This window comes from Demequina sp. NBRC 110057, from assembly GCF_002090175.1.
Classification (GTDB): domain Bacteria; phylum Actinomycetota; class Actinomycetes; order Actinomycetales; family Demequinaceae; genus Demequina.
On record NZ_BBRN01000004.1, the window covers coordinates 575083 to 593966 of the forward strand.

An 18884-nucleotide genomic window follows, 5' to 3' on the forward strand; every position below is an offset into this window, starting at 1 on the left:
CGTTACCTTTCCGAAACCTTTTTGGCCTCTCGTGCGTTGACTCCCTGTCATCGATGTGAGGTGCGCTGCTCCGCACCCGTCGACCAGTGTGATCTCCCCCACGCTCGGCTCGGGACTCCCGTCCCGAAGGCCTGCCTGGGACCGGTCCTAGCCTGGTTGTACCGACGGAGCCGCCCCTCATTCGATTCAGGGCGCAGTCGCTCCGCCTCCACCCGCTGCGCCTCGTCGCCCGCGGATGACACCTCCCCAACCCCCTCCCCACCATGCGTCATTTCCCCCGCCCCCACCGGGCCTTCATCACCACCGTCGCGGTCGTCTGCTTCGGCTCCGGCATGTTCGGCGCCCACACCGCGAACGCCGTCGACAAGCACATCGCCGTCAATGAGGCGCGCGCCGCCGCCAAGGAATTCGAGGAGCGCCGCACTCAGTTGCAGTCCTCCCTCGGGCAGGCCGATGCGGTGGCCGACCAGGCCGCCGAGGTCGACGAGCAAAGCACCATCGCCGAAGAGGCGGCCTCCCTGGAGGAGGCCACCGAGAGCGCCGTGCGCGCAGCAGCGCAGGCAGAGACGGCCGCAGCTAAGGCGGCCGGCACCTCGACCGAGCCCGATGCAGTCGTGGCACCCGTGACCGCGCCTACTGCCGACGAGGTGGCCGCGGCGAGCGAGGCTGCCGAGGCCGGCGCCGACGAAAGCGCCGAGGGTGCTACCAGCGCCACGGAGGACGCCACCGACTCGGACACCACGAACGATGCCGCCGCTACTGAGGAGCCCGCCGCACAGGACGAGTCCGGCGACGTGGCAGACGAGGGCGCCGGCACCACGGGCGACGACGCGGGGAACTCCGATTCCTCCGCCGTCGCCGTCGCCGACGTGCTCGACGTCGACGACGCGGACTACACCGACGCCGACAGCGCCCGCGAGGCGACCGAGAAGCTCGCCGAGGCCACCGCCAAGCTCGAAGAAGCTGCCGCCTCACTCGATACCGAGTCGCAGCGACTCTCCGAGGCCGCCGAGTCCGCCCTGCTGGGCGAGGCCACCATCAATTTTGAATCGCTTGTCGAGGCCGCCAACGGCGACCTCGAAGCGACCTCCGAGATCAAGACGGCGGTCGGCGACAAGATCGCCGACGCCGAGACGCTGACCGCCGTCACCACCGCGCGCGCCAACCTCAAGGCTGCCGCCGGCCTGGTGCTAGAGGCCGACGACAGCGCGACCGCCGTCGAGCGCGTCAATGAGCTCACCGAGTTGCGCACCGCGCTTCACGACGCCGTCCTCGCCGCGCAGGACTCCCATCAGGAGTGGATCGACGCCGAGAACGCTCGGCGTACCGAGGCGAACGCGATTGCGCTCTCCGACTACGAAGATGAGGTCGCGCAGGCCCGCGAGGACTACGCCGCCGCGAACGAGGCCGCGGTCGCGGCCCGCCAGAACGGGTGGTCCGGCCAGCCCACGGGCGTCAGCGGCTCGAACGGCAGGCTCTCCAGCGGCAGCCTGTGCGCCGTGGACTTCGCACCCGGCCACTCCCTGCAGTGCGACGCCGCCGAGGCCCTCGAGGCGGCCGACGCTGACTACTACGCCGAGACCGGATCGCACCTGTCGATGACAGATTCGTACCGGTCGTATGCATCCCAGGTCACCACGCGCGCGAGAAAGGGATCGATGGCCGCTGTCCCCGGAACCTCGAACCACGGGTGGGGCATGGCGGTCGACCTGGACCACGCCTCGGCAACCTGGCTCGCCGCGAACGGAGCCGAGTACGGCTGGGTTCACCCCACCTGGGCGCGCAGCGGCGGATCCAAGCCCGAATGGTGGCACCTGGAGTACGTCGCCACCGAGGTCGGCGCGTTCGAGGCACCCGAGGAGCCCGACCTGCTCGAGCCCGTCGACGATGTGCTCGACGACATCGTCGCCGCGCTGGAAACCGACGACTCCACCACCTCCACCGCCGCCTCCGAGGACTCCGAAGGCTGACGCATCGGCCCTGGTCCCACGCCGGTGGTCGCGCGAGCGCCTACCCTTATCCCATGACGACTGACACACCAGCACCGGCCGACGACCTCGCGCCCGACCAGGGACCCACGTTCGCCGACCTCGGACTGGGTGATTCCGTCCTGAGGGCCATCAAGGCGATGGGGTACGAGACCCCGTCCGCGATCCAGGCCGCGACCATCCCCCCGCTGCTCGCGGGCTCGGACGTGATCGGCCTTGCCCAGACCGGTACGGGAAAGACCGCGGCGTTCGCGCTGCCGATCCTGGACCGCCTCACCCCCGGCCGCAAGAAGCCCCAGGCGCTCGTGCTCGCCCCCACCCGTGAGCTCGCGCTCCAGGTGTGCGAGTCCTTCGAGCAGTACGCCAACCACCGCACCGGCGTGCACATCCTCCCGGTGTACGGCGGCCAGGGCTACGGTGTCCAGCTCTCCGCGCTGCGTCGCGGCGTGGACATCGTGGTCGGCACGCCCGGCCGCATCATGGACCACCTCGACAAGGGCACCCTCGACCTGTCCGAGCTCGAGTACCTGGTGCTTGACGAGGCCGACGAGATGCTCAAGATGGGCTTCGCCGAGGACGTTGAGACCATCCTTGCCTCGACGCCCGAGGACAAGCAGGTGGCCCTGTTCTCCGCCACCATGCCGGCGCAGATCCGTCGCCTGTCGCAGAAGTACCTGCGCGACCCGCAGGAGATCACGGTCAAGCGCAAGACCGCGACCTCGGCGTCGATCACGCAGCGCTACCTCGTGGTGGCGTACCAGCAGAAGATGGACGCCCTCACCCGCATCCTCGAGGTCGAGAACTTCGATGCGATGATCGTCTTCACGCGCACCAAGAACGAGACCGAGACTGTCGCCGAGCGCCTGCGTGCGCGCGGCTACGCGGCCGCCGCCATCAACGGCGATGTGGTCCAGGCCCAGCGCGAGAAGACCATTCAGCAGCTGAAGGACGGCAAGCTCGACATCGTGGTCGCCACGGATGTCGCGGCGCGTGGCCTCGACGTGGAGCGCATCAGCCACGTCGTCAACTACGACCTTCCGATCGACAACGAGTCGTACGTCCACCGCGTGGGCCGCACCGGCCGTGCGGGCCGCACGGGTGACGCGATCGCCTTCGTGACCCCGCGCGAGCGCGGCCGCCTGTCCTCGATCGAGAAGTCGACCAAGCAGCCCATCACGCCGATGCCGCTGCCCAGCGCCGAGGACGTCAACGCGACCCGCCTCACGCGCTTCGACGCGTCGATCACCGCAGCGCTGGAGCAGCGCGACCGCATCGACCGCTTCCGCGACATCATCGCCCACTACGTCGAGCACCACGACGTGCCGGAGGCCGATGTCGCGGCCGCTCTCGCCGTCGTCAGCCAGGGCGAGACTCCCCTGCTGCTCGACCCGGCGGACGACCGCTCGTCGGTGGGCTTCCAGGACCGCAAGCGTCGCGAGCGTGACGGGGACCGCGACGGCGGCCGTCCCGACCGCGGTCCCCGCCCGTCCGGCGACCGCGTCACCTACCGCATCTCGGTGGGCAAGCGACAGCACGTCGAGCCTCGTCAGATCGTGGGCGCGATCGCGAACGAGGGGGGTCTCGACCGCTCCGCGTTCGGACGCATCACCATCAAGCCCGACTTCTCGCTCGTCGAGCTTCCGGCCGATCTCCCGCAGGACGCCCTGCGCGCGCTTGAGCGCACGCGTATCTCCGGCCAGCTCATCGAGCTTCAGCTGGACCGCGGCCCCGGCTCGTTCAAAAAGCGCGACGGCGGCCGTGACGACCGCGGATTCCGCGACCGCGGCCCGCGCGACGGCGGCCGTGACGATCGCCGCGACGGCGGCAACCGCTACGACAGGCCGCGCTCGGGTGGCGGCCGCTCGTACCGCGACGACTCGCAAGGCGGTAAGCCGTTCCGCAAGCCGCGCCACAAGTAGCACCGCGATACGACTCGACGGCCGCCCCGGCAATCGCCGGGGCGGCCGTCGTCGTCTCGGTGACCGGGTCAGACCTCGGTGAGGGCGAGGCCGTCGATCTCGCGCGTCTCCCACACGTCGAAAGGGTCGTCCGCGACGGCCGCTCGGGCGAGCGGCGCGAGGCGCTCGAAGGCGTTGCGGTCCGTGAAGACCGCGAGCCCCACGAGCCTGTCGGATCCCGCATCGGCCAGCGTGGAGACGCTCACCAGCCCCTCGCGGCCACGTAGCGCGTCGCCGTAGCGATGCATCGACTCGATGAGCGCCTCACGGTGCTCGGGATGCGGATGGTGGATGGACATGAGCGTGAACATGCCCTCACGCTACGGCGCGGCGGCTCGCGCCGCTTAGCGGCGCTTACCGGCCCCCGCGTCCCCCGAATACCGTGCCGATCAGGGGGATCACCGAGAGGACCATGAGCGTGGTGCCCAGCCCGGGCGAGGCCGCGTGCACGAGGGCTCCCGCGAGCAGCACCGCCGCGAAGATCAGCCCGCTGACCAGGCGCGAGGCCGTGCGTTCAAGGCGCAGCACGATCCCCTCGAGCCGCGGCGCCGAGACCGGCAGGTCACCCGCCTCCAGCTGGGAAAGGATGCCGTCGAGCCTGCGCGGCAGGCCCCACGCGAACCGCACGATCTCGACCGCCTCGCGACCTGCATCGGCCGCAAACGACTTCGTCTCGTCCCGCAGCAGCTGCTGCGCATACGGCTCCACCGTGTCCCACACGTTGTAGGCGGGGTCGAGCGCCGTCGACACCCCCGAGGTCAGGGACAGCGCCCTGATGATGAGGAGGAAGTCCTCCGGCATCTGGAAGGGAAGGTCGAGGACGAGGTCGCCGAACTCGGCGGCGAACGCGCGGAACTCGCGAGGGTCGACCTCCTTGAGCTCCGCGAAGCCCATGCCACCGAAGCGCCCGAAGAGGCTCGATAGCGCCTTTTCGAGCTCCTTGGTGTCCGCCGTCGGCAGCAGCACGCCGGCGGTGTTCATCGCCTTGACGAGCCCGGCGCCGTCGCGCGCGGCGACCGCGATGACCAGAGAGCGCAGCGCGGCGCGCAGGTTGGCGGGGACCTCGCCCATCATGCCGAAGTCGACGATGGTGAGCCGCCAGCCCTGCTCCACGGAATCATCGGGCGTGACGAAGAGGTTGCCCGGGTGCGGATCGGCGTGGAAGTAGCCGTGCACAAAGAACTGGTCGAGCATGACCTCGGCGAACACCCGCGCCACGGCGGCGGGGGCGATCTCGGCCTCCCTGAGCGCGGCGTGGTCGGTGATCTTGATAGCGGACACGTCCTCGAGGACCAGCACCCTTCGCGAGGTGCGCTCCCACACCACGCGGGGCACGTGAACGCGCGGGTCCTCGGAGAACAGTTCCGCGAAGCGCTCGGAGGCGGCGGCCTCGTGGAGGTAGTCCACCTCCTCGCGGCTCACGGCCGCGAACTCCTCGATGAGCGCGGGCATGTCGACGCGGGTGCGCACGCCGCGCACCTTCATGAGCCAGCGCGCGACGCGCCTGAGCGCCGCCAGGTCAACGTCCACGATGGCGCCGATGCCGGGGCGCTGGATCTTGACGACCACCTCGGCGAAGCCGGCGACGGCGGCATCGGCCTCGCGCAGGCGCGCCCGATGCACCTGGCCCAGCGAGGCGGCGGCGACGGGGTCGGGGTCGATGGACTCGAGCGCCTCGGCGAGCGGCCGTCCGAGCTCGGACTCGGCCAGTTCACGCAATTGAGTGAACGGAACGGCAGGCACCTCGTCCTGCAGCCCCTCGAGTTCCTTCGTGATCTCCGGCGGCAGCACGTCGAGCCGCGAGGACATGAACTGCCCCAGCTTGATCATGAGCCCGCCGAGCTCGACGGCGAGGCCACGGAATCGGCGGGCGAAGGCCTGCATCCGGTCCGCGCGCGTGCGTTCGGCGATGCGTCCGAGGCCCACGAACGGCAGGGCGATCTCGTACCACCACTGCACCGCGAACTGCCACGCGGCGAAGCGAAGAATGCGTCGGTAACGGGCACGGTCCAGCCGGGTGTCGGGCATCGCCTCTCCTCGATCCCGACCGGGCCGCGGACCTCCCGTCAGTCCTCCGCCAGGATCGTGTAGATCTTACGTCGCGCGTCGTTCAGGACCTCCGCAGCACGCTCCTGCTGATCGGACGATCCCGAACGCACTACCTGGGCCACCGCCTGCGCCAGCTCGGCGCCCGCCTTGGGAGCGCCGCCGAACCGCGGGCCGTCACCCTCGGGTTCACTCCAGGGGGCCGATGCGGCGGCCGCCTCGGCCTCCGCCTTGCCCTCCTCGGTGAGGGAATACACCTTGCGGTCGGCGGTGGTCTCGGCGTGGACAAGACCCTCGTCGGCGAGCAACTGCAGCGTCGGGTAGACCGATCCGGCCGAGGGCTTCCACCGGCCGTCCGTGCGCTCGGTGATCTCGCGGATCACCTGGTAGCCGTGCATCGGCTCCTCGTGCAGCAGTGCCAGCACGGCGGCGCGGACGTCTCCCCTGCCCATCCTGGTACCAACGCGCTTGTCGAACTGGCCGCGCAGCTGCTCCATCGCGTCCCACATGGCGTCGCCCGCCTGCGAGGGGCTGAAGCCGCCGTGACGTGACCATTGCTGTGAACCCATGATGACCTCCGAGCGATAGCGAACGATATATCGCTATCAGAACACGCCGGGGCGCCCCGCGCAAGGGGCATGTCGCCGGCGCGTGTCAGGATGGCCGCGACGGTTCACCGACGAACCACGGGAGGTTTCATGCCTGACGGCATCCGTCTGGACATCGACGGGCCCCTCGCCCGCATCACGCTCGACCGGCCCGCGCGCCTCAACGCCCTGGACTTCGCCATGGGCGGCGCCTATCGCGACGCGTGCGTGACCGCCACCTCCACGCCAAGCGTCGCGGCGATCATCCTCTGCGCCGAGGGCCCGGCCTTCTGCGCTGGCGGCGACGTGCTCGCCATGGCCTCGTCCGGCGCCACCGGAGCGGAGGTCACCGCCGCCGCGCACGTGATCCACGAGGGCATCCGCGCGCTGACGTCGAGCGCCATCCCGGTGGTCGCCGCGGCACGCGGCGCGGTCGCCGGCGGGGGCATCGGCCTCCTGCTCGCGGCTGATGCCGTGGTCGCCTCCCCCACGCTGCGCGTCGCCGGGCGCTACGTAGACGTGGGCCTCACCCCCGACCTCGGCGTCAGCACGCTTCTCGCCCGCGCCGTGGGCGAGCGACGCGCGCTCGCCATCCTCACGCTCGGCCGTGAGCTCGATGCCGAGACGGCGCTGGCGTGGGGAATGGTCGACGAGGTGAACGTCGAGCCCGAGGCCCGTGCCGAGGGGATCGCCCGTTCCTGGGCCGAGGGCGCGAGCGCTGCCTTCGGGCACGCCAAACGGCTGGTGCGCGCCTCCTCGCAGCGGTCTTTCGCGGAGAGCCTCGACGACGAGGCGGCGACCATCGGCGCCGCCTTCGACACTGACGAGGCGCGCCGGCGCATCGGCGCCTTCGCCGCGGCCAGCGCGGCACGGGAGGCGGGACGATGACCGCCTCCACCCTCGCCGGTCGAACCCTGCTGATGTCGGGAGGAAGCCGCGGCATCGGCCTCGCCATCGCGCTGCGCGCCGCACGGGACGGCGCCAACGTCGCCTTCCTCGCCAAGACCGACACCCCTCACCCGCGCCTCGAGGGAACCATCCATACGGCGGCCGATGCCGTCGAGGAGGCCGGCGGGCACGCGCTCGCTGTCGTGGGAGACGTGCGCAGCGACGAGGACATCGCGCGCGCAGTCGGCGCGACCGTCGACGCCTTCGGCGGCATCGACATCGTCGTCAACAATGCGAGCGTGATCGACCTGTCGAGGAGCCCCGAGCTCGCGGCCAAGAAGTACGACCTGATGCAGGACGTGAACGTGCGCGGCACCTTTATGCTGTCCCGCGCCGCGCTCCCTCACCTCGCGGCGGCGGCCTCGCCCCGCATCCTGTCGCTCTCCCCGCCGCTCAATCCCAGCCCCCAGTGGCTCCGGGCCCATACCGGGTACACGCTCGCCAAGTTCGGCATGACCATGGCGACACTCGGGCTCGCAGCCGAGGTCGAGGCGCACGGCGGCGCCGCCTGCACCCTGTGGCCGCGCACCACGATCGCGACGGCGGCGGTGCGCAACGTCATCGGCGGGGACGCACTCATGAAGGTGAGCAGGACGCCCCAGATCTACGCCGACGCCGCGTACGAGGTGCTGACAGCCGACCCCGAGACGGTGACCGGCCGCAGCCTCATCGTCGAGGACATGCTCGCGGACGCGGGCGTCACGGACCTGTCGGGTTACGCGGCGGTGCCGGGGACACCGGACGAGGCGATGTATCCGGACATCTTCCTGGACTGATCGGGTCCGTCGGGAATGCCGCCGCGCCGCGGCGCGGTTCCTTACCCATGACGCCCACCGACGCCGACGCGCCCAGCACCCCGACGGGCTCCGAGCCCTGGCTTCGCGCCGTGCCGCGCGCCGATGGCGAGGCGCCGCTGGTGCTCGTGCTGGGGGCGACCGGGTACATCGGCGGCCGTCTGGTGCCGCGGCTCCTGGAGGCGGGCTACCGGGTCAGGGTGCTCACGCGCTCGGCAAGGCGCGTCGCCGCGCTGCCGTGGGCCGACCGCGTCGAGGCTGTCGAGGGCGACGCGACGGACGACGCCGCCATTGCAAAGGCCATGGTGGGGGTGGACGTGGTCCATCACCTCATCCACTCGATGTCCGCCGCCCGCGACTACGGGCGCATCGACCGAGGCATCGCCCTGTCGGTCGCCACCCATGCCTCCGCGCAAGGCGTGGGCCGCATCGTGTACCTGAGTGGTCTGCACCCCGACGGCGTCGACCTGTCTCCCCACCTCGCCTCCCGCAAGGAGGTGGGAGACATCCTCCTGGCATCGGCCACCCCGACCCTTGTCCTCCAGGCCGGCGTGGTCATCGGTGCAGGATCGGCCTCCTTCGAGATGGTCCGCCACCTCACCGAGGTGCTCCCCTTCATGCCCGCTCCGAAATGGGTGATGAACCGCATCCAGCCCATCGCGGTGCGCGACGTCCTGCACTACCTCCTGGGCGCCGCCCGTGTGGGCGGCGACGACAACACCGCCGTCGACATCGGCGGACCCGACGTGCTGCGCTACGCCGACATGATGAACCGCTACGCCGCCATCGCGGGGCTTCCCCGACGTCGCGTGCTGCCGCTGCCGGTCCTCACGCCGCGGCTCGCCTCGCACTGGGTGGGGCTCGTCACGCCGGTGCCGCGCAGGATCGCCAGTCCGCTCGTGGAGTCGCTGCTTCACTCGTGCGTCGTCAAGGACAGGGCGATCGACGCGATCATCTCTCCCCCGCCCGACGGGTTGACCGGCTACGACGAGGCGGTGCGGTGGGCGCTGGGGCGGCTCGAGCTCGACGCCGTCGAGACCAGCTGGCAGGACGCGTCCGTGCGCGGAGTGCCGAGCGACCCGCTGCCGAGCGACCCGGACTGGGCGGGACGAACCGTCTTCACCGACGAACGCCACCGGGACACGAGCGCCGATGCCGGGGCCGTGTGGGCGGTGGTCGAGCAGATCGGCGGCGCGACCGGCTGGTATTCGGCGTCGGCGCTGTGGGCCGCCCGTGGCTTCATGGACCGCATCGCCGGCGGCGTGGGGCTGCGACGCGGTCGCCGCACGCTCAGCCACGTGCGCGTGGGAGACGCGATCGACCTGTGGCGCGTGGAGCGAGTGGAGCCCGGCAGGGTGTTGCTGCTGCGCGCGGAGATGCGTGTCCCGGGCCGCGCGTGGCTGGAGCTCGCGGTCGAGCCCGCAGCCACGGGCGCGGTGTATCGACAGCGGGCAGTGTTCTTCCCCCGCGGCCTCACCGGCAGGCTCTACTGGCTCGCGATGCTGCCCTTTCACGGGCTTATCTTCACGGGAATGGTCAACCGCATTGTCGGCCTTGCCGAGCACCCGAGGAGCGGACGGGTGTGACCAAGATCACGCGACACTCTGGTCAAAGCGCCCATCCCCGCCTAAGATTTTTCGGGGCCGCGAATCGTCGCCCCCACCAACGCTGAGGTTCACCATTCATGTCATCCCCTGAGATCGGGGTCGGCGGCGCCATGCCCGCCGCCACGCCCGACACGTCCGCACGCGCCGACGAGGCGACCCCGCACGAGAACCCCCTCGACGTCCTGGCGATGGCGCCCGAGCACGAGGTGACGGCCGATGCCCCCGCCCCTCCGCGTCGCAGGCGACGCCAGTGGGGCGCCGAGCGTCCGCGTCCGCCGCTGCCCGCGATCGAGCCGGCCGCGAGCACCGCGGCGACCTGGCTGGGCGGCTTCGCCATCGTCGCCACGGTGGTGATGTTCGCCGCCTACCTCGCGATCACGATCGTGTCGCAGATCCTCGACGAGGGCTTCATGGGAAGCGCCTTCGTGTGGCAGGCCATCGCGTACGTCATCGTGATGGGCTTCCTCATCTTTTCCACGTTCTCGTACCTGCTGGCGCGCCAGGGGGCGCTGTACCGCTCGCGCGAGCACGTGCGCACCCCGCGCGCCGAGATCGACGCCTTCTTCGCCGTGTCGCGGCCCACGCTCACCGCCCTCGTGCCGTCCTACGCCGAGGACCCGAGCGTCGTGAGGGCGACCGCCCTGTCTGCCGCGCTTCAGGAGTACCCGGGCATGCGCGTCGTGGTCCTGCTCGATGACCCGCCGCACCCGTCCGAGCCTGCCGCCGCCGCGAGCCTCGATGCGTGCCGCGCCGTGCCCGGCGAGATTCAGGACCTGCTTGCCGTGCCCCACGCACGCTTCGTCGAGTCGCTTGAGGCTCACGAGGCCGCCGCGCTTGAGGACGGCGCGAGCAGCCCCGATGCCGTGCGCTCGCTCGGCCGCGACTTCCGGTGGGCGGCTCAGTGGCTGCGCGAGCAGCAGGAAGGCTACGTCCGGGCGAACAACGCCGACGACTTCGTCGCGGACGAGGTGCTCGGCGGCCTTGCCGACGACATGGAGACCACGGCGCAGGCGCTCTTCGCGTCGCTTGACGCGGGGGCCGCGCTGCCGGCCGCGCGCCTCAGCCAGCTGTGCCGTCGCCTCGTGTGGACCTTCGAGGCCCAGGTGTCCTCGTTCGAGCGCAAGGCCTACGCGAACCTCCCGCACGACGCGAACAAGGCGATGAACCTCAACGCCTACCTGGGCCTCATGGGTCACCGGGTGCGCCGCGTGGAGACGCGCTCCGGCCCCATGCTGCGCATCACCGATACCGAGGACGGCCTGCTGGTCCCCGACAGCGACTACGTCCTGACGCTCGACGCTGACAGCGTCATCCTGCGCGAGTACTGCCTGCGCCTGGTGCACCACCTCGAGATGCCCGGCAACGAGCGCATCGCCGTGATCCAGACCCCGTACTCCGCCTTCCGCGGCGCGACCACGCGACTGGAGCGCATCGCCGCCGCGACGACCGACATCCAGCACATGCTTCACCAGGGGCTCACGCACTTCGACGCCACCTTCTGGGTGGGCGCCAACGCTGTGATCCGTAAGTCGGCGCTCAACGACATCGTCGAGGTGTCCTACGTGGGCGGCCAGGAGGTGCGCCGCTACGTCCAGGACCGCACCGTCATCGAGGACACCGAGTCGAGCATCGACCTGGTCGCCCACGGGTGGAGCCTCTACAACTACCCCGAGCGGCTCAGCTACAGCGCCACTCCCCCGGACTTCGGAGCCCTCGCCGTCCAGCGCGCCCGCTGGGCCAACGGCGGCCTGCTGATCGCCCCCAAGTTCCGCCGCCTGGTGCGCGCGCGCAAGAAGGAGGGCAACCGCATTCGCCGCTCCTCGATCATCCTGCGTGTCAACTACATGGCGTCGATCTCGTGGGCGAGCTTCGGGCTCGTGCTACTGCTGACCTACCCCTTCGACGACCGCCTGCTGAGCCCCATCATCGTCGCCGCTGCCCTGCCGTACTTCCTGGCGATGTCGCACGACTTCCACCGCATGGGCTACAAGCGCACCGACGTGTTCCGCGTCTACGCGTTCAACCTCATCCTGCTCGCCGTCAACTTGGGTGGCACACTCAAGTCGCTGCAGCAGGCCGCAGCCAAGTCGAAGATCTCGTTCGCCCGCACGCCCAAGGTCGCGAACCGCACCGCGGCGCCCGCGCTGTACGTGATCGCCGCCTACGCGATCGCCCTGTGGTCGTTCTACAGCCTGGCCAACGACATCCGTCTCGAGAACTGGTACCACGCCACGTTTGCCGCCTTCAACGGTGTGCTCACCACGTACGCGATCGGCGCGTTCATCGGCTTCCGCAACTCGATCGTCGACATGGTGCTGGGCGCAGTCCACTGGGTCCAGGTGCCCCGCAAGCCGCGTCCCTCCACCGAGGAGCGCACGGCGGCCGATGCCTGGGAATCGGTGTTGTACTTCGGCCCCGATCACGACCCGACCTCCGACACGCCCCCGCCGGTCGCCGTGTCCACGACCACCCGTCCCCGCTACGGCGACACGCGCGCCCGCCAGCGCGACTGAGCCGCAGGAGCCACGCATGACCTCCACCACCCGTGCCGCGCGCACCACCCGTGTGTCCAAGACGCGCCTCCTCATCCTGCTCGTCGTCGTCGGCGCGCTGGGCTGGTTCGGCTTCCGTGCCGTGTCCGCCGCGGCGACCGGCCCCGTCGTCCCGGGACCGTCGACGTTCAGCGCCTACGTCGACGTGACGGCCACCCCCGCCTCGACCTTCGAGACGCCCACCGGTGCGGCGCAGTCCCAGGTGACGCTGTCCTTCATCGTGTCCGACCCCTCCGACGCCTGCACCCCCAGCTGGGGCGGCTACTACTCGCTCGACGAAGCGAACGAGGCGCTCGACCTCGACCGGCGCATCGTCCAGCTGGAGTCCGTCGGGGGCCACGCCCGTGTCTCGTTCGGGGGCCAGGCCAACTCGTCGCTCGCAGTCGGATGCACGGACGACGAGGCGCTGCTGGGCGCCTACCGCGACGTGGTGGAGCGCTACGACCTCGACACGATCGACCTCGATGTCGAGGGCGCCGCGCTCGACGACACCGCGAGCATCGACCGGCGGGCCACCGCCATCGCCTCGCTCCAGGCGGAGCGCGCCGACGACTCCCCGCTCGCGGTGTGGCTGACCCTTCCCGTCGACGAAAACGGGCTGACCGACGCCGGCGAGGACGTGGTGCGCCGCACGCTCGCCGCGGGTGTGGACCTCGCCGGGGTCAACGGCATGACCATGAACTTCGGCGCCGACACGGCGACCACCGCGCAGTCAGAGCTCGTCGAGTCCGCGGCGGTCGCCCTGCAGGCCCAGGTCGACTCCCTGTATGCCGCGGCCGGCACGTCGCTGGGTGAGGCTGCCGCATGGGGCCGCGTGGGACTAACCGTCATGGTCGGTCAGAACGACGTCTCCTCGGAGCGCTTCACACTCGACGATGCGACCGCCGTCAACCAGTTCGCGCTGGATCACGGCGTGGGACTCGTGGCGATGTGGTCGCTCAACCGTGACGCCACCTGCACCTCCCCGCTGCCGACGGTGACGACAGTGGTGCAGACGTCCTGCAGCGGCATCGACCAGGAGGGCGTGTCGTTCGCCGACACCCTCGCCAAGGACCTGCCGTCGGCGGCAGCGCTCGCCGATTCCTCGGCCGAGCCCTCGATCCAGTCAAGTTCCGAGGCATCGGCCGATGCCGGCTCGCAGACCGACGACCCCGCCACGAGCCCGTACCCCATCTGGGACGCGCTGGGCGTCTACCCGGCCGGTACCAAGATCGTGTGGCACCGCCAGGTGTACGAGGCGCGGTACTGGACCACCGGAGTCGCTCCCGGCTCCGCCGGCGCCGACGGCGAGGACCCGTGGACGCTGGTGGGCCCGGTGCTCCCCGGCGAGACGCCGGCTCCCCTGCCGACAGTGCCCGCGGGCACCTATCCCGACTGGGACGAGGACGAGGCGTACTCGTCGGGCGACCGCGTCCAGGTGGACGGCGTTCCCTACGAGGCGAAGTGGTGGAGCCAGGGCACCGAGCCCGGCGTCACCGTCGAGGGCGGCAGCCCGTGGGTGCTGGTGATCCCGGCTGAATAGACCTTCGCGCTAGCCCAGCAGCGGCAGGACGTGGTGCTCGAGCAGCGGCGCGAGGTCGCCGGGAAGCGGCGCGGCGGGGTCGAGCCAGCGCAGCTCGTCGATCTCCGCCGCGGGGCGGTCCACCTCGACGGCGGCGTGAAGAAACACTGTTCCCTCGACCTGGTGCCCCGGCTCGTTCGCGGCGGGGGCGGTGAAGGTGCCGAGCAACTCGAGGTCCGCGGCCTCGAGCGTGACGTGAATCTCCTCCTGGCATTCGCGCACGGCCGCCTGGGCGGCGCTCTCGCCGGCCTCCGGCTTGCCGCCGGGGAGCATGAAGCGCGAGGTACCGCGCTTGCGGACGGTGAGGATGTGGCCGGCCTCGTCGCGCAGGACGACGGCGCTGACGCGGATGAGGGTGCTGGGGACTGAGTCGGTCATGCCGACCAGGCTACGGGCCCGCGGACCCCGGGAGCGCCTGCTCGACCGGGGTGCCGCGAGGCCCGCGGATGTCCGTCAGGACAGGGGGCGGACCACCTCGGCGCCGGCCTCCTCGACCGCGCTCGCGTGGTCGGCGTCGGTCGTCATGAGGAGGTAGTTGTCGCCCTCGAGGATGGCGGTGGTGGAGTCGGCGGACTCACGGTTCGCGATGTCCTCGGCGAGCGAGTCGGCGTCGGTGTAGATCGCGAGGGTGGACTCGGGGACGGTGTCCCCGTCCACGTCGCAGGTGTACTCCCAGCCGGCGACCACGCCGGCGCCGGCGACACGGCCGCCCGCCCAGGTCTCGCAGCCGGTCGCGGTGCGCACGGAGTCGAGGGTCGAGGACACGAGCGAGGCGTCGAACGACTCGGCGGCCGAGGGCGAGGCGCTGGCGGAGGCCGAGGCGTCGGTGTCGGCGTCAGAGCTGCACGCCGTCAGGAGGGTGGCCGCGGCGATCATGCCGACGGCTGCGGGGATGGAGAAGCGCATGAGGGTTCCTCTGCTCAAGGGATGAAGGTGTCTGGTAGACCCGAAAAGTGTAGTCCCACGGCGGCCCCTCGCGACGTCCGAGGCTAGGCTTCGACGGTGATCCCACCCCGTGAGCAGCTGCTCGAGACGCTGCGCCGCTGGCCCGACGTCGAGGCGCCCGACCTCGTCGCCGTCGACGCGGCGGATCGGCTCATCCTGGACGAGTCGCGCGCGCATCGGGTCTCCGCCGGGCGGGGCGACGTGGTGGTGATCGGCGATGCCTACGGCGCGCTCACCCTGGGCGCCGTTGCCGACGGCGCGACCGGGATCCGCACCCACGTTGACGCCCTGACCGGCGAGCAGGCGCTCGACGCCAACGCCGCGCGCACGGGCCTGGGAGAGTACTACGAGGCGCTGCCTTTGGACGCGTCGCTCGTGAGCGACGCCCGCGTCGTGCTGCTCCGCCTTCCGCGCTCCCTCGACGCGCTGCGCGACATCGCGGGCCTCATCGCCGCCCACGCCGTCCCGGACGTGGTCGTCATCGCCGGCGGCCGCCTGAAGCACATGTCGGTGTCGATGAACGCCGTGCTGTCCGAGCACTTTGGGCGCCTCGACGTGAGCCACGCGCGCCAGAAGTCTCGCGTGCTCATCGCGCGGGAGCCGCACGACGGGCGCGATCCAGTGCCCGCCGCCGCCCGCGTGGCGGGAGTTGAGGTGCGCGCGTTTGGCGGCGCCTTTGCCGGGGCCAAGCTCGACATCGGCACCCGGCTCCTGCTCGACCATCTCCCCGCCGCACCCGCCGGCGGGACCCCTGACGACCCGTACATCGACCTTGCCTGCGGCACCGGCATCGTCGCTGCGTGGATGGCTACGCGGTATCCGGAGGCGTCGGTGTACGCGTCGGATCAGTCGGCGGTCGCGGTGCGCTCCGCGCGGGAGACGATGCTCGCCAATGGCGTCGAGTCCCGCGTCGAGGTCGCGCGCGACGACGCCTTGTCCGCACGACCGTCCGGCAGCGCCTCGCTGATCGCACTCAATCCCCCGTTCCACTCGGGTGCGGCCGTCACGGATCTGCTGGCCCCGCGCCTGTTCGCCGATGCTGCCAGGGTCCTGCGCCCCGGTGGGCAGCTGTGGTGCGTGTGGAATTCGGCGCTTCGGTACCGGCCGGCGCTGGAGAAGGCCGTCGGGGCGACGGAGCAGGTGGCGCGCAACGCGAAGTTCACCGTCACCGTCTCCACACGGCGTCCGTAAACTAGAGCGAGTGTCCACACCGCCCGCACCCGCCGAACGCCAGCACAGCATCGACCCCGACGATCTCGAGACCACGCTGCGTGTGCTCGCCTCGCTGAGCGACGTCGACGAGCAGGATCCTGACTTCGTCACGGTGCGTAACGCGACGGCCCACATGATCAAGGCCGTGAAGCAGAGCCGCCGCCGCGAGCGTCGCGCCACGATCGCCGCCAACGACACTGCCGTCGTGGCCGCCACGGCGACCGGCGCATCGGACCGTATCGATGACGAGACGCGCGGCCTCACGCTCGAGGCGCGCGCTGCGACGCCGACGGCGGGCGAGTACCTCAAGGCGCGCCCGTGCTACATCTGCAAGCAGAAGTACACGGTGGTCGATTCGTTCTATCACCAACTCTGTCCGTCGTGTGCGGAGACGAGCCACGCGAAGCGGCACGCCGGAACCGATCTGCGGGGTCGCCGCGCGCTGCTGACGGGCGGCAGGGCGAAGATCGGCATGCACATCGCGCTGCGGCTGCTGCGCGACGGGGCCGACCTCACGGTCACCACGCGCTTCCCGCGCGACGCGGTGCGTCGCTTCGCGGCGATGCCCGATGCCGCCGAGTGGCTCCACCGTGTCACCGTGGTCGGCATCGACCTGCGAGACCCCGCCCAGGTGGTCGCGCTCGCCGACTCTGTCGCCGCGGGCGGTCCACTCGACATCCTGATCAACAATGCAGCGCAGACGGTGCGCCGCTCCCCCGGCGCCTACGCGCCGCTCGTGGAGGCCGAATCCGTGCCGCTCGAGCAGGGGCTCTGGGACGACGGACATGGGCCGCAGCTGCTCACCCTGGGACGCACGGCCGATGCCCACCCCGTCAGTATTGAGGCTTCCGCCGCGACGCATCCGCTGCTCGCCTCGGCCCACCTGGCGGAGATGGGCTCGAGGGAGGCGCAGCGCCTCACCGAACAGGCCCTCGCCCCCGGGTCGTCGTCGCTCGCGCGGCTCGCGGACGGCACCGCGATTGATGCCGGCGGCCTGGTGCCCGACCTGCACGGCACCAACTCGTGGGTACAGGCGGTCGGCGACGTCACGCCGCTTGAGCTTCTCGAGGTGCAACTGTGCAACTCGACAGCCCCGTTCATCTTGATCAACCGCCTGCGGCCGGCTCTCGCGGCCGCCGCCACGGCATCGGCCTCCGGCCGTTCCTACGTGGTCAACGTGTCCGCGATGGAGGGCGTCTTCGAGCGCGGATACAAGGGGCCAGGTCACCCCCACACGAACATGGCGAAGGCCGCGCTCAACATGCTGACGCGCACGAGCGCCAGAGAGATGTTCGAGTCCGACCGCATCCTCATGACCAGCGTCGACACCGGCTGGATCACCGACGAGCGCCCCCACCCCACCAAGGTGAGGCTGGCCGAGGAGGGCTTCCACGCTCCGCTCGACCTCGTCGACGGCGCGGCGCGCGTGTACGACCCTGTGGTGCGAGGCGAGGCCGGCGAGGACCTCTTCGGGGTGTTCCTCAAGGACTACGCGCCCTCGAAGTGGTGAGCCGATGATCCGCCTGCCAGCGCCCGGTGCGCGCGTGGTGGTGCGCTATTTGCTGCCCGATGGTTCCGCGACCGATGCACTCGGGACGCTGCTGAGCGCCGACCGCGAGACGGTGGTGGTCGACGGAAAGCGTGGGGTCGTGAGAATCGCGGTGTCGGAGATTGTGGCCGCGAAGCCGGTGCCGCCGGCGCCGGAGCGGCGGCAGCGAGCTTAGAAGGCGACTGCAACCGCGCAGTAGCACCCGCACGTGAGAATGAAAAAGAGCCGTCCTCCCCGGTATCTACCAGGAAGGACGACTCTTCTCTCGGTCGGGCTGACAGGATTTGAACCTGCGACCCCCTGACCCCCAGTCAGGTGCGCTACCAAGCTGCGCCACAGCCCGAACAACCCGCCTCGAAGGACTCGATGTCCTCGCCTTGGGCCGTGGAATAGTTTACACAGATCGCGGGGTCTCGATGACCACAGCGGCCCGCGTCAGCCGAAATACCGGCCCGGACGGTGGTTGATCGCGAGCGTCAGGTTGAGTAGCACGGCGCCGAGGATCGAGCACAGCAGGATCGGGAACGGCACGAGCGCCAGCGACGCGATCACGACCACCAAATCGAGGGATCCCTGCACGTACCCGGCCCTCCAGCCACGCGTCTCCTGCAGCCACGCGGCGAGGATGCCGAAGCCTCCCGCGGAGGCACCGTGGCGGAAGATGATGAGCATTCCCACGCCGATCGACAGCCCCGCGAACACGGCGCCGTAGACCGGGTTGACGTCGCTCACGTCCAGATACAGGCCGTGCACCGACGTGAACACCGACACCAAGGTCACCGAGATCAGCGTCTTGACCGTGAAGGTCCACCCCATGCGCCGCACCGCGAGCCAATAGAACGGCACGTTGATGAGGAAGAAGATCAGCCCGAACGACGCCCCGGTCACATAGCTGCCGAGGATCGCCACACCGGCAAGACCACCCGACACTCCCCCGATCTGGTCCAGCAGGAACAGGCCGAAGGACATCATCAACGCCCCGGTGGGCAGCGCGAGCGCGTCCTCCCAGAGCGCGTGCTTTTCGGCAATGGGCGGGTCGACGACGGACAAGGCTGAACCTCCGAGGGTGGGGAAGGCGGACGGACGATGCGCGGGTCGCGCGCCGGTCTATGGTGCCAGAGCCGCGTGTCGTCGGCG

Annotated in this window: 16 protein-coding genes and 1 tRNA gene; 10 read left to right on the forward strand and 7 right to left on the reverse strand. The window is 70.6% G+C overall.

The window, feature by feature from the left end; genetic code table 11:
- Positions 1-263: 263 nt before the first annotated feature.
- Together B7K26_RS07675 and B7K26_RS07680 are read left to right on the forward strand one after the other, a co-directional pair.
- The gene (locus tag B7K26_RS07675) at positions 264-1970 is read left to right on the forward strand and encodes a M15 family metallopeptidase (RefSeq protein WP_084078345.1); all 1707 of its coding nucleotides are present in this window, start codon (positions 264-266) and stop codon (positions 1968-1970) included.
- A gap of 53 nt (positions 1971-2023) precedes the next feature.
- Positions 2024-3907 carry a DEAD/DEAH box helicase gene (locus B7K26_RS07680; RefSeq protein WP_084078346.1) on the forward strand — a complete coding sequence of 628 codons (1884 nt, stop codon included), beginning with the start codon at positions 2024-2026 and terminating at the stop codon, positions 3905-3907.
- A gap of 68 nt (positions 3908-3975) precedes the next feature.
- On the opposite strand, the gene B7K26_RS07685 is transcribed toward B7K26_RS07680, so the two are convergent.
- Genes B7K26_RS07685 through B7K26_RS07695 form a run of 3 tightly spaced genes read right to left on the reverse strand, consistent with a single transcriptional unit; the run spans position 3976 to position 6561 of the window.
- Positions 3976-4257 carry a hypothetical protein gene (locus tag B7K26_RS07685; RefSeq protein ID WP_084078347.1) on the reverse strand — a complete coding sequence of 94 codons (282 nt, stop codon included), beginning with the start codon at positions 4255-4257 and terminating at the stop codon, positions 3976-3978.
- Between the two features lie 43 nt (positions 4258-4300).
- Positions 4301-5974: an AarF/ABC1/UbiB kinase family protein gene (locus B7K26_RS07690; RefSeq protein ID WP_084078348.1), complete on the reverse strand. Its 1674-nt coding sequence runs from the start codon at positions 5972-5974 to the stop codon at positions 4301-4303.
- A 38-nt stretch (positions 5975-6012) separates the two neighbouring features.
- Positions 6013-6561 carry a PadR family transcriptional regulator gene (locus B7K26_RS07695; RefSeq protein WP_234998740.1) on the reverse strand — a complete coding sequence of 183 codons (549 nt, stop codon included), beginning with the start codon at positions 6559-6561 and terminating at the stop codon, positions 6013-6015.
- A 129-nt stretch (positions 6562-6690) separates the two neighbouring features.
- Between B7K26_RS07695 and B7K26_RS07700 the strand changes: the two genes are divergently transcribed.
- The 5 genes from B7K26_RS07700 (at position 6691) to B7K26_RS07720 (ending at position 14002) form a co-directional block, all read left to right on the forward strand.
- The gene (locus tag B7K26_RS07700; protein ID WP_084078349.1) at positions 6691-7467 is read left to right on the forward strand and encodes an enoyl-CoA hydratase/isomerase family protein; all 777 of its coding nucleotides are present in this window, start codon (positions 6691-6693) and stop codon (positions 7465-7467) included.
- Entirely contained in the window at positions 7464-8303 is an 840-nt protein-coding gene (locus B7K26_RS07705; protein ID WP_084078350.1) for an NAD(P)-dependent oxidoreductase, read from the forward strand. The genes B7K26_RS07700 and B7K26_RS07705 overlap by 4 nt, the downstream gene beginning before the upstream one ends.
- A 47-nt stretch (positions 8304-8350) precedes the next feature.
- On the forward strand, positions 8351-9907 hold the full coding sequence (locus B7K26_RS07710; protein ID WP_084078351.1) for an SDR family oxidoreductase: 1557 nt from the start codon (positions 8351-8353) through the stop codon (positions 9905-9907).
- A 98-nt stretch (positions 9908-10005) separates the two neighbouring features.
- Positions 10006-12441: a glycosyltransferase family 2 protein gene (locus B7K26_RS07715; RefSeq protein WP_084078352.1), complete on the forward strand. Its 2436-nt coding sequence runs from the start codon at positions 10006-10008 to the stop codon at positions 12439-12441.
- A gap of 16 nt (positions 12442-12457) precedes the next feature.
- On the forward strand, positions 12458-14002 hold the full coding sequence (locus B7K26_RS07720) for a chitinase (RefSeq protein ID WP_159449647.1): 1545 nt from the start codon (positions 12458-12460) through the stop codon (positions 14000-14002).
- 9 nt (positions 14003-14011) lie between these two features.
- Here the strand turns inward: B7K26_RS07720 and B7K26_RS07725 are convergent, their stop codons facing one another.
- Together B7K26_RS07725 and B7K26_RS07730 are read right to left on the reverse strand one after the other, a co-directional pair.
- Complete coding sequence (locus tag B7K26_RS07725) at positions 14012-14419, reverse strand: NUDIX domain-containing protein (protein ID WP_084078354.1); 408 nt, start codon at positions 14417-14419, stop codon at positions 14012-14014.
- Between the two features lie 75 nt (positions 14420-14494).
- Positions 14495-14947: a hypothetical protein gene (locus B7K26_RS07730; RefSeq protein ID WP_084078355.1), complete on the reverse strand. Its 453-nt coding sequence runs from the start codon at positions 14945-14947 to the stop codon at positions 14495-14497.
- A gap of 96 nt (positions 14948-15043) precedes the next feature.
- Between B7K26_RS07730 and B7K26_RS07735 the strand changes: the two genes are divergently transcribed.
- The 3 genes from B7K26_RS07735 to B7K26_RS07745 are packed head-to-tail and all read left to right on the forward strand — an operon-like array spanning position 15044 to position 17922.
- A complete protein-coding gene (locus tag B7K26_RS07735) occupies positions 15044-16177 on the forward strand; it encodes a class I SAM-dependent methyltransferase (protein WP_084078356.1) in 1134 nt (377 codons plus the stop codon).
- A gap of 10 nt (positions 16178-16187) precedes the next feature.
- A complete protein-coding gene (locus tag B7K26_RS07740) occupies positions 16188-17708 on the forward strand; it encodes an SDR family NAD(P)-dependent oxidoreductase (RefSeq protein ID WP_084078357.1) in 1521 nt (506 codons plus the stop codon).
- Positions 17709-17712: 4 nt separating this feature from the next.
- Positions 17713-17922 carry a hypothetical protein gene (locus tag B7K26_RS07745; protein WP_084078358.1) on the forward strand — a complete coding sequence of 70 codons (210 nt, stop codon included), beginning with the start codon at positions 17713-17715 and terminating at the stop codon, positions 17920-17922.
- A 94-nt stretch (positions 17923-18016) separates the two neighbouring features.
- On the opposite strand, the gene B7K26_RS07750 is transcribed toward B7K26_RS07745, so the two are convergent.
- A tRNA-Pro gene (locus tag B7K26_RS07750) sits at positions 18017-18090 on the reverse strand.
- Positions 18091-18182: 92 nt separating this feature from the next.
- Entirely contained in the window at positions 18183-18797 is a 615-nt protein-coding gene (locus B7K26_RS07755) for a YitT family protein (RefSeq protein WP_234998741.1), read from the reverse strand.
- Positions 18798-18884 lie beyond the last annotated feature (87 nt).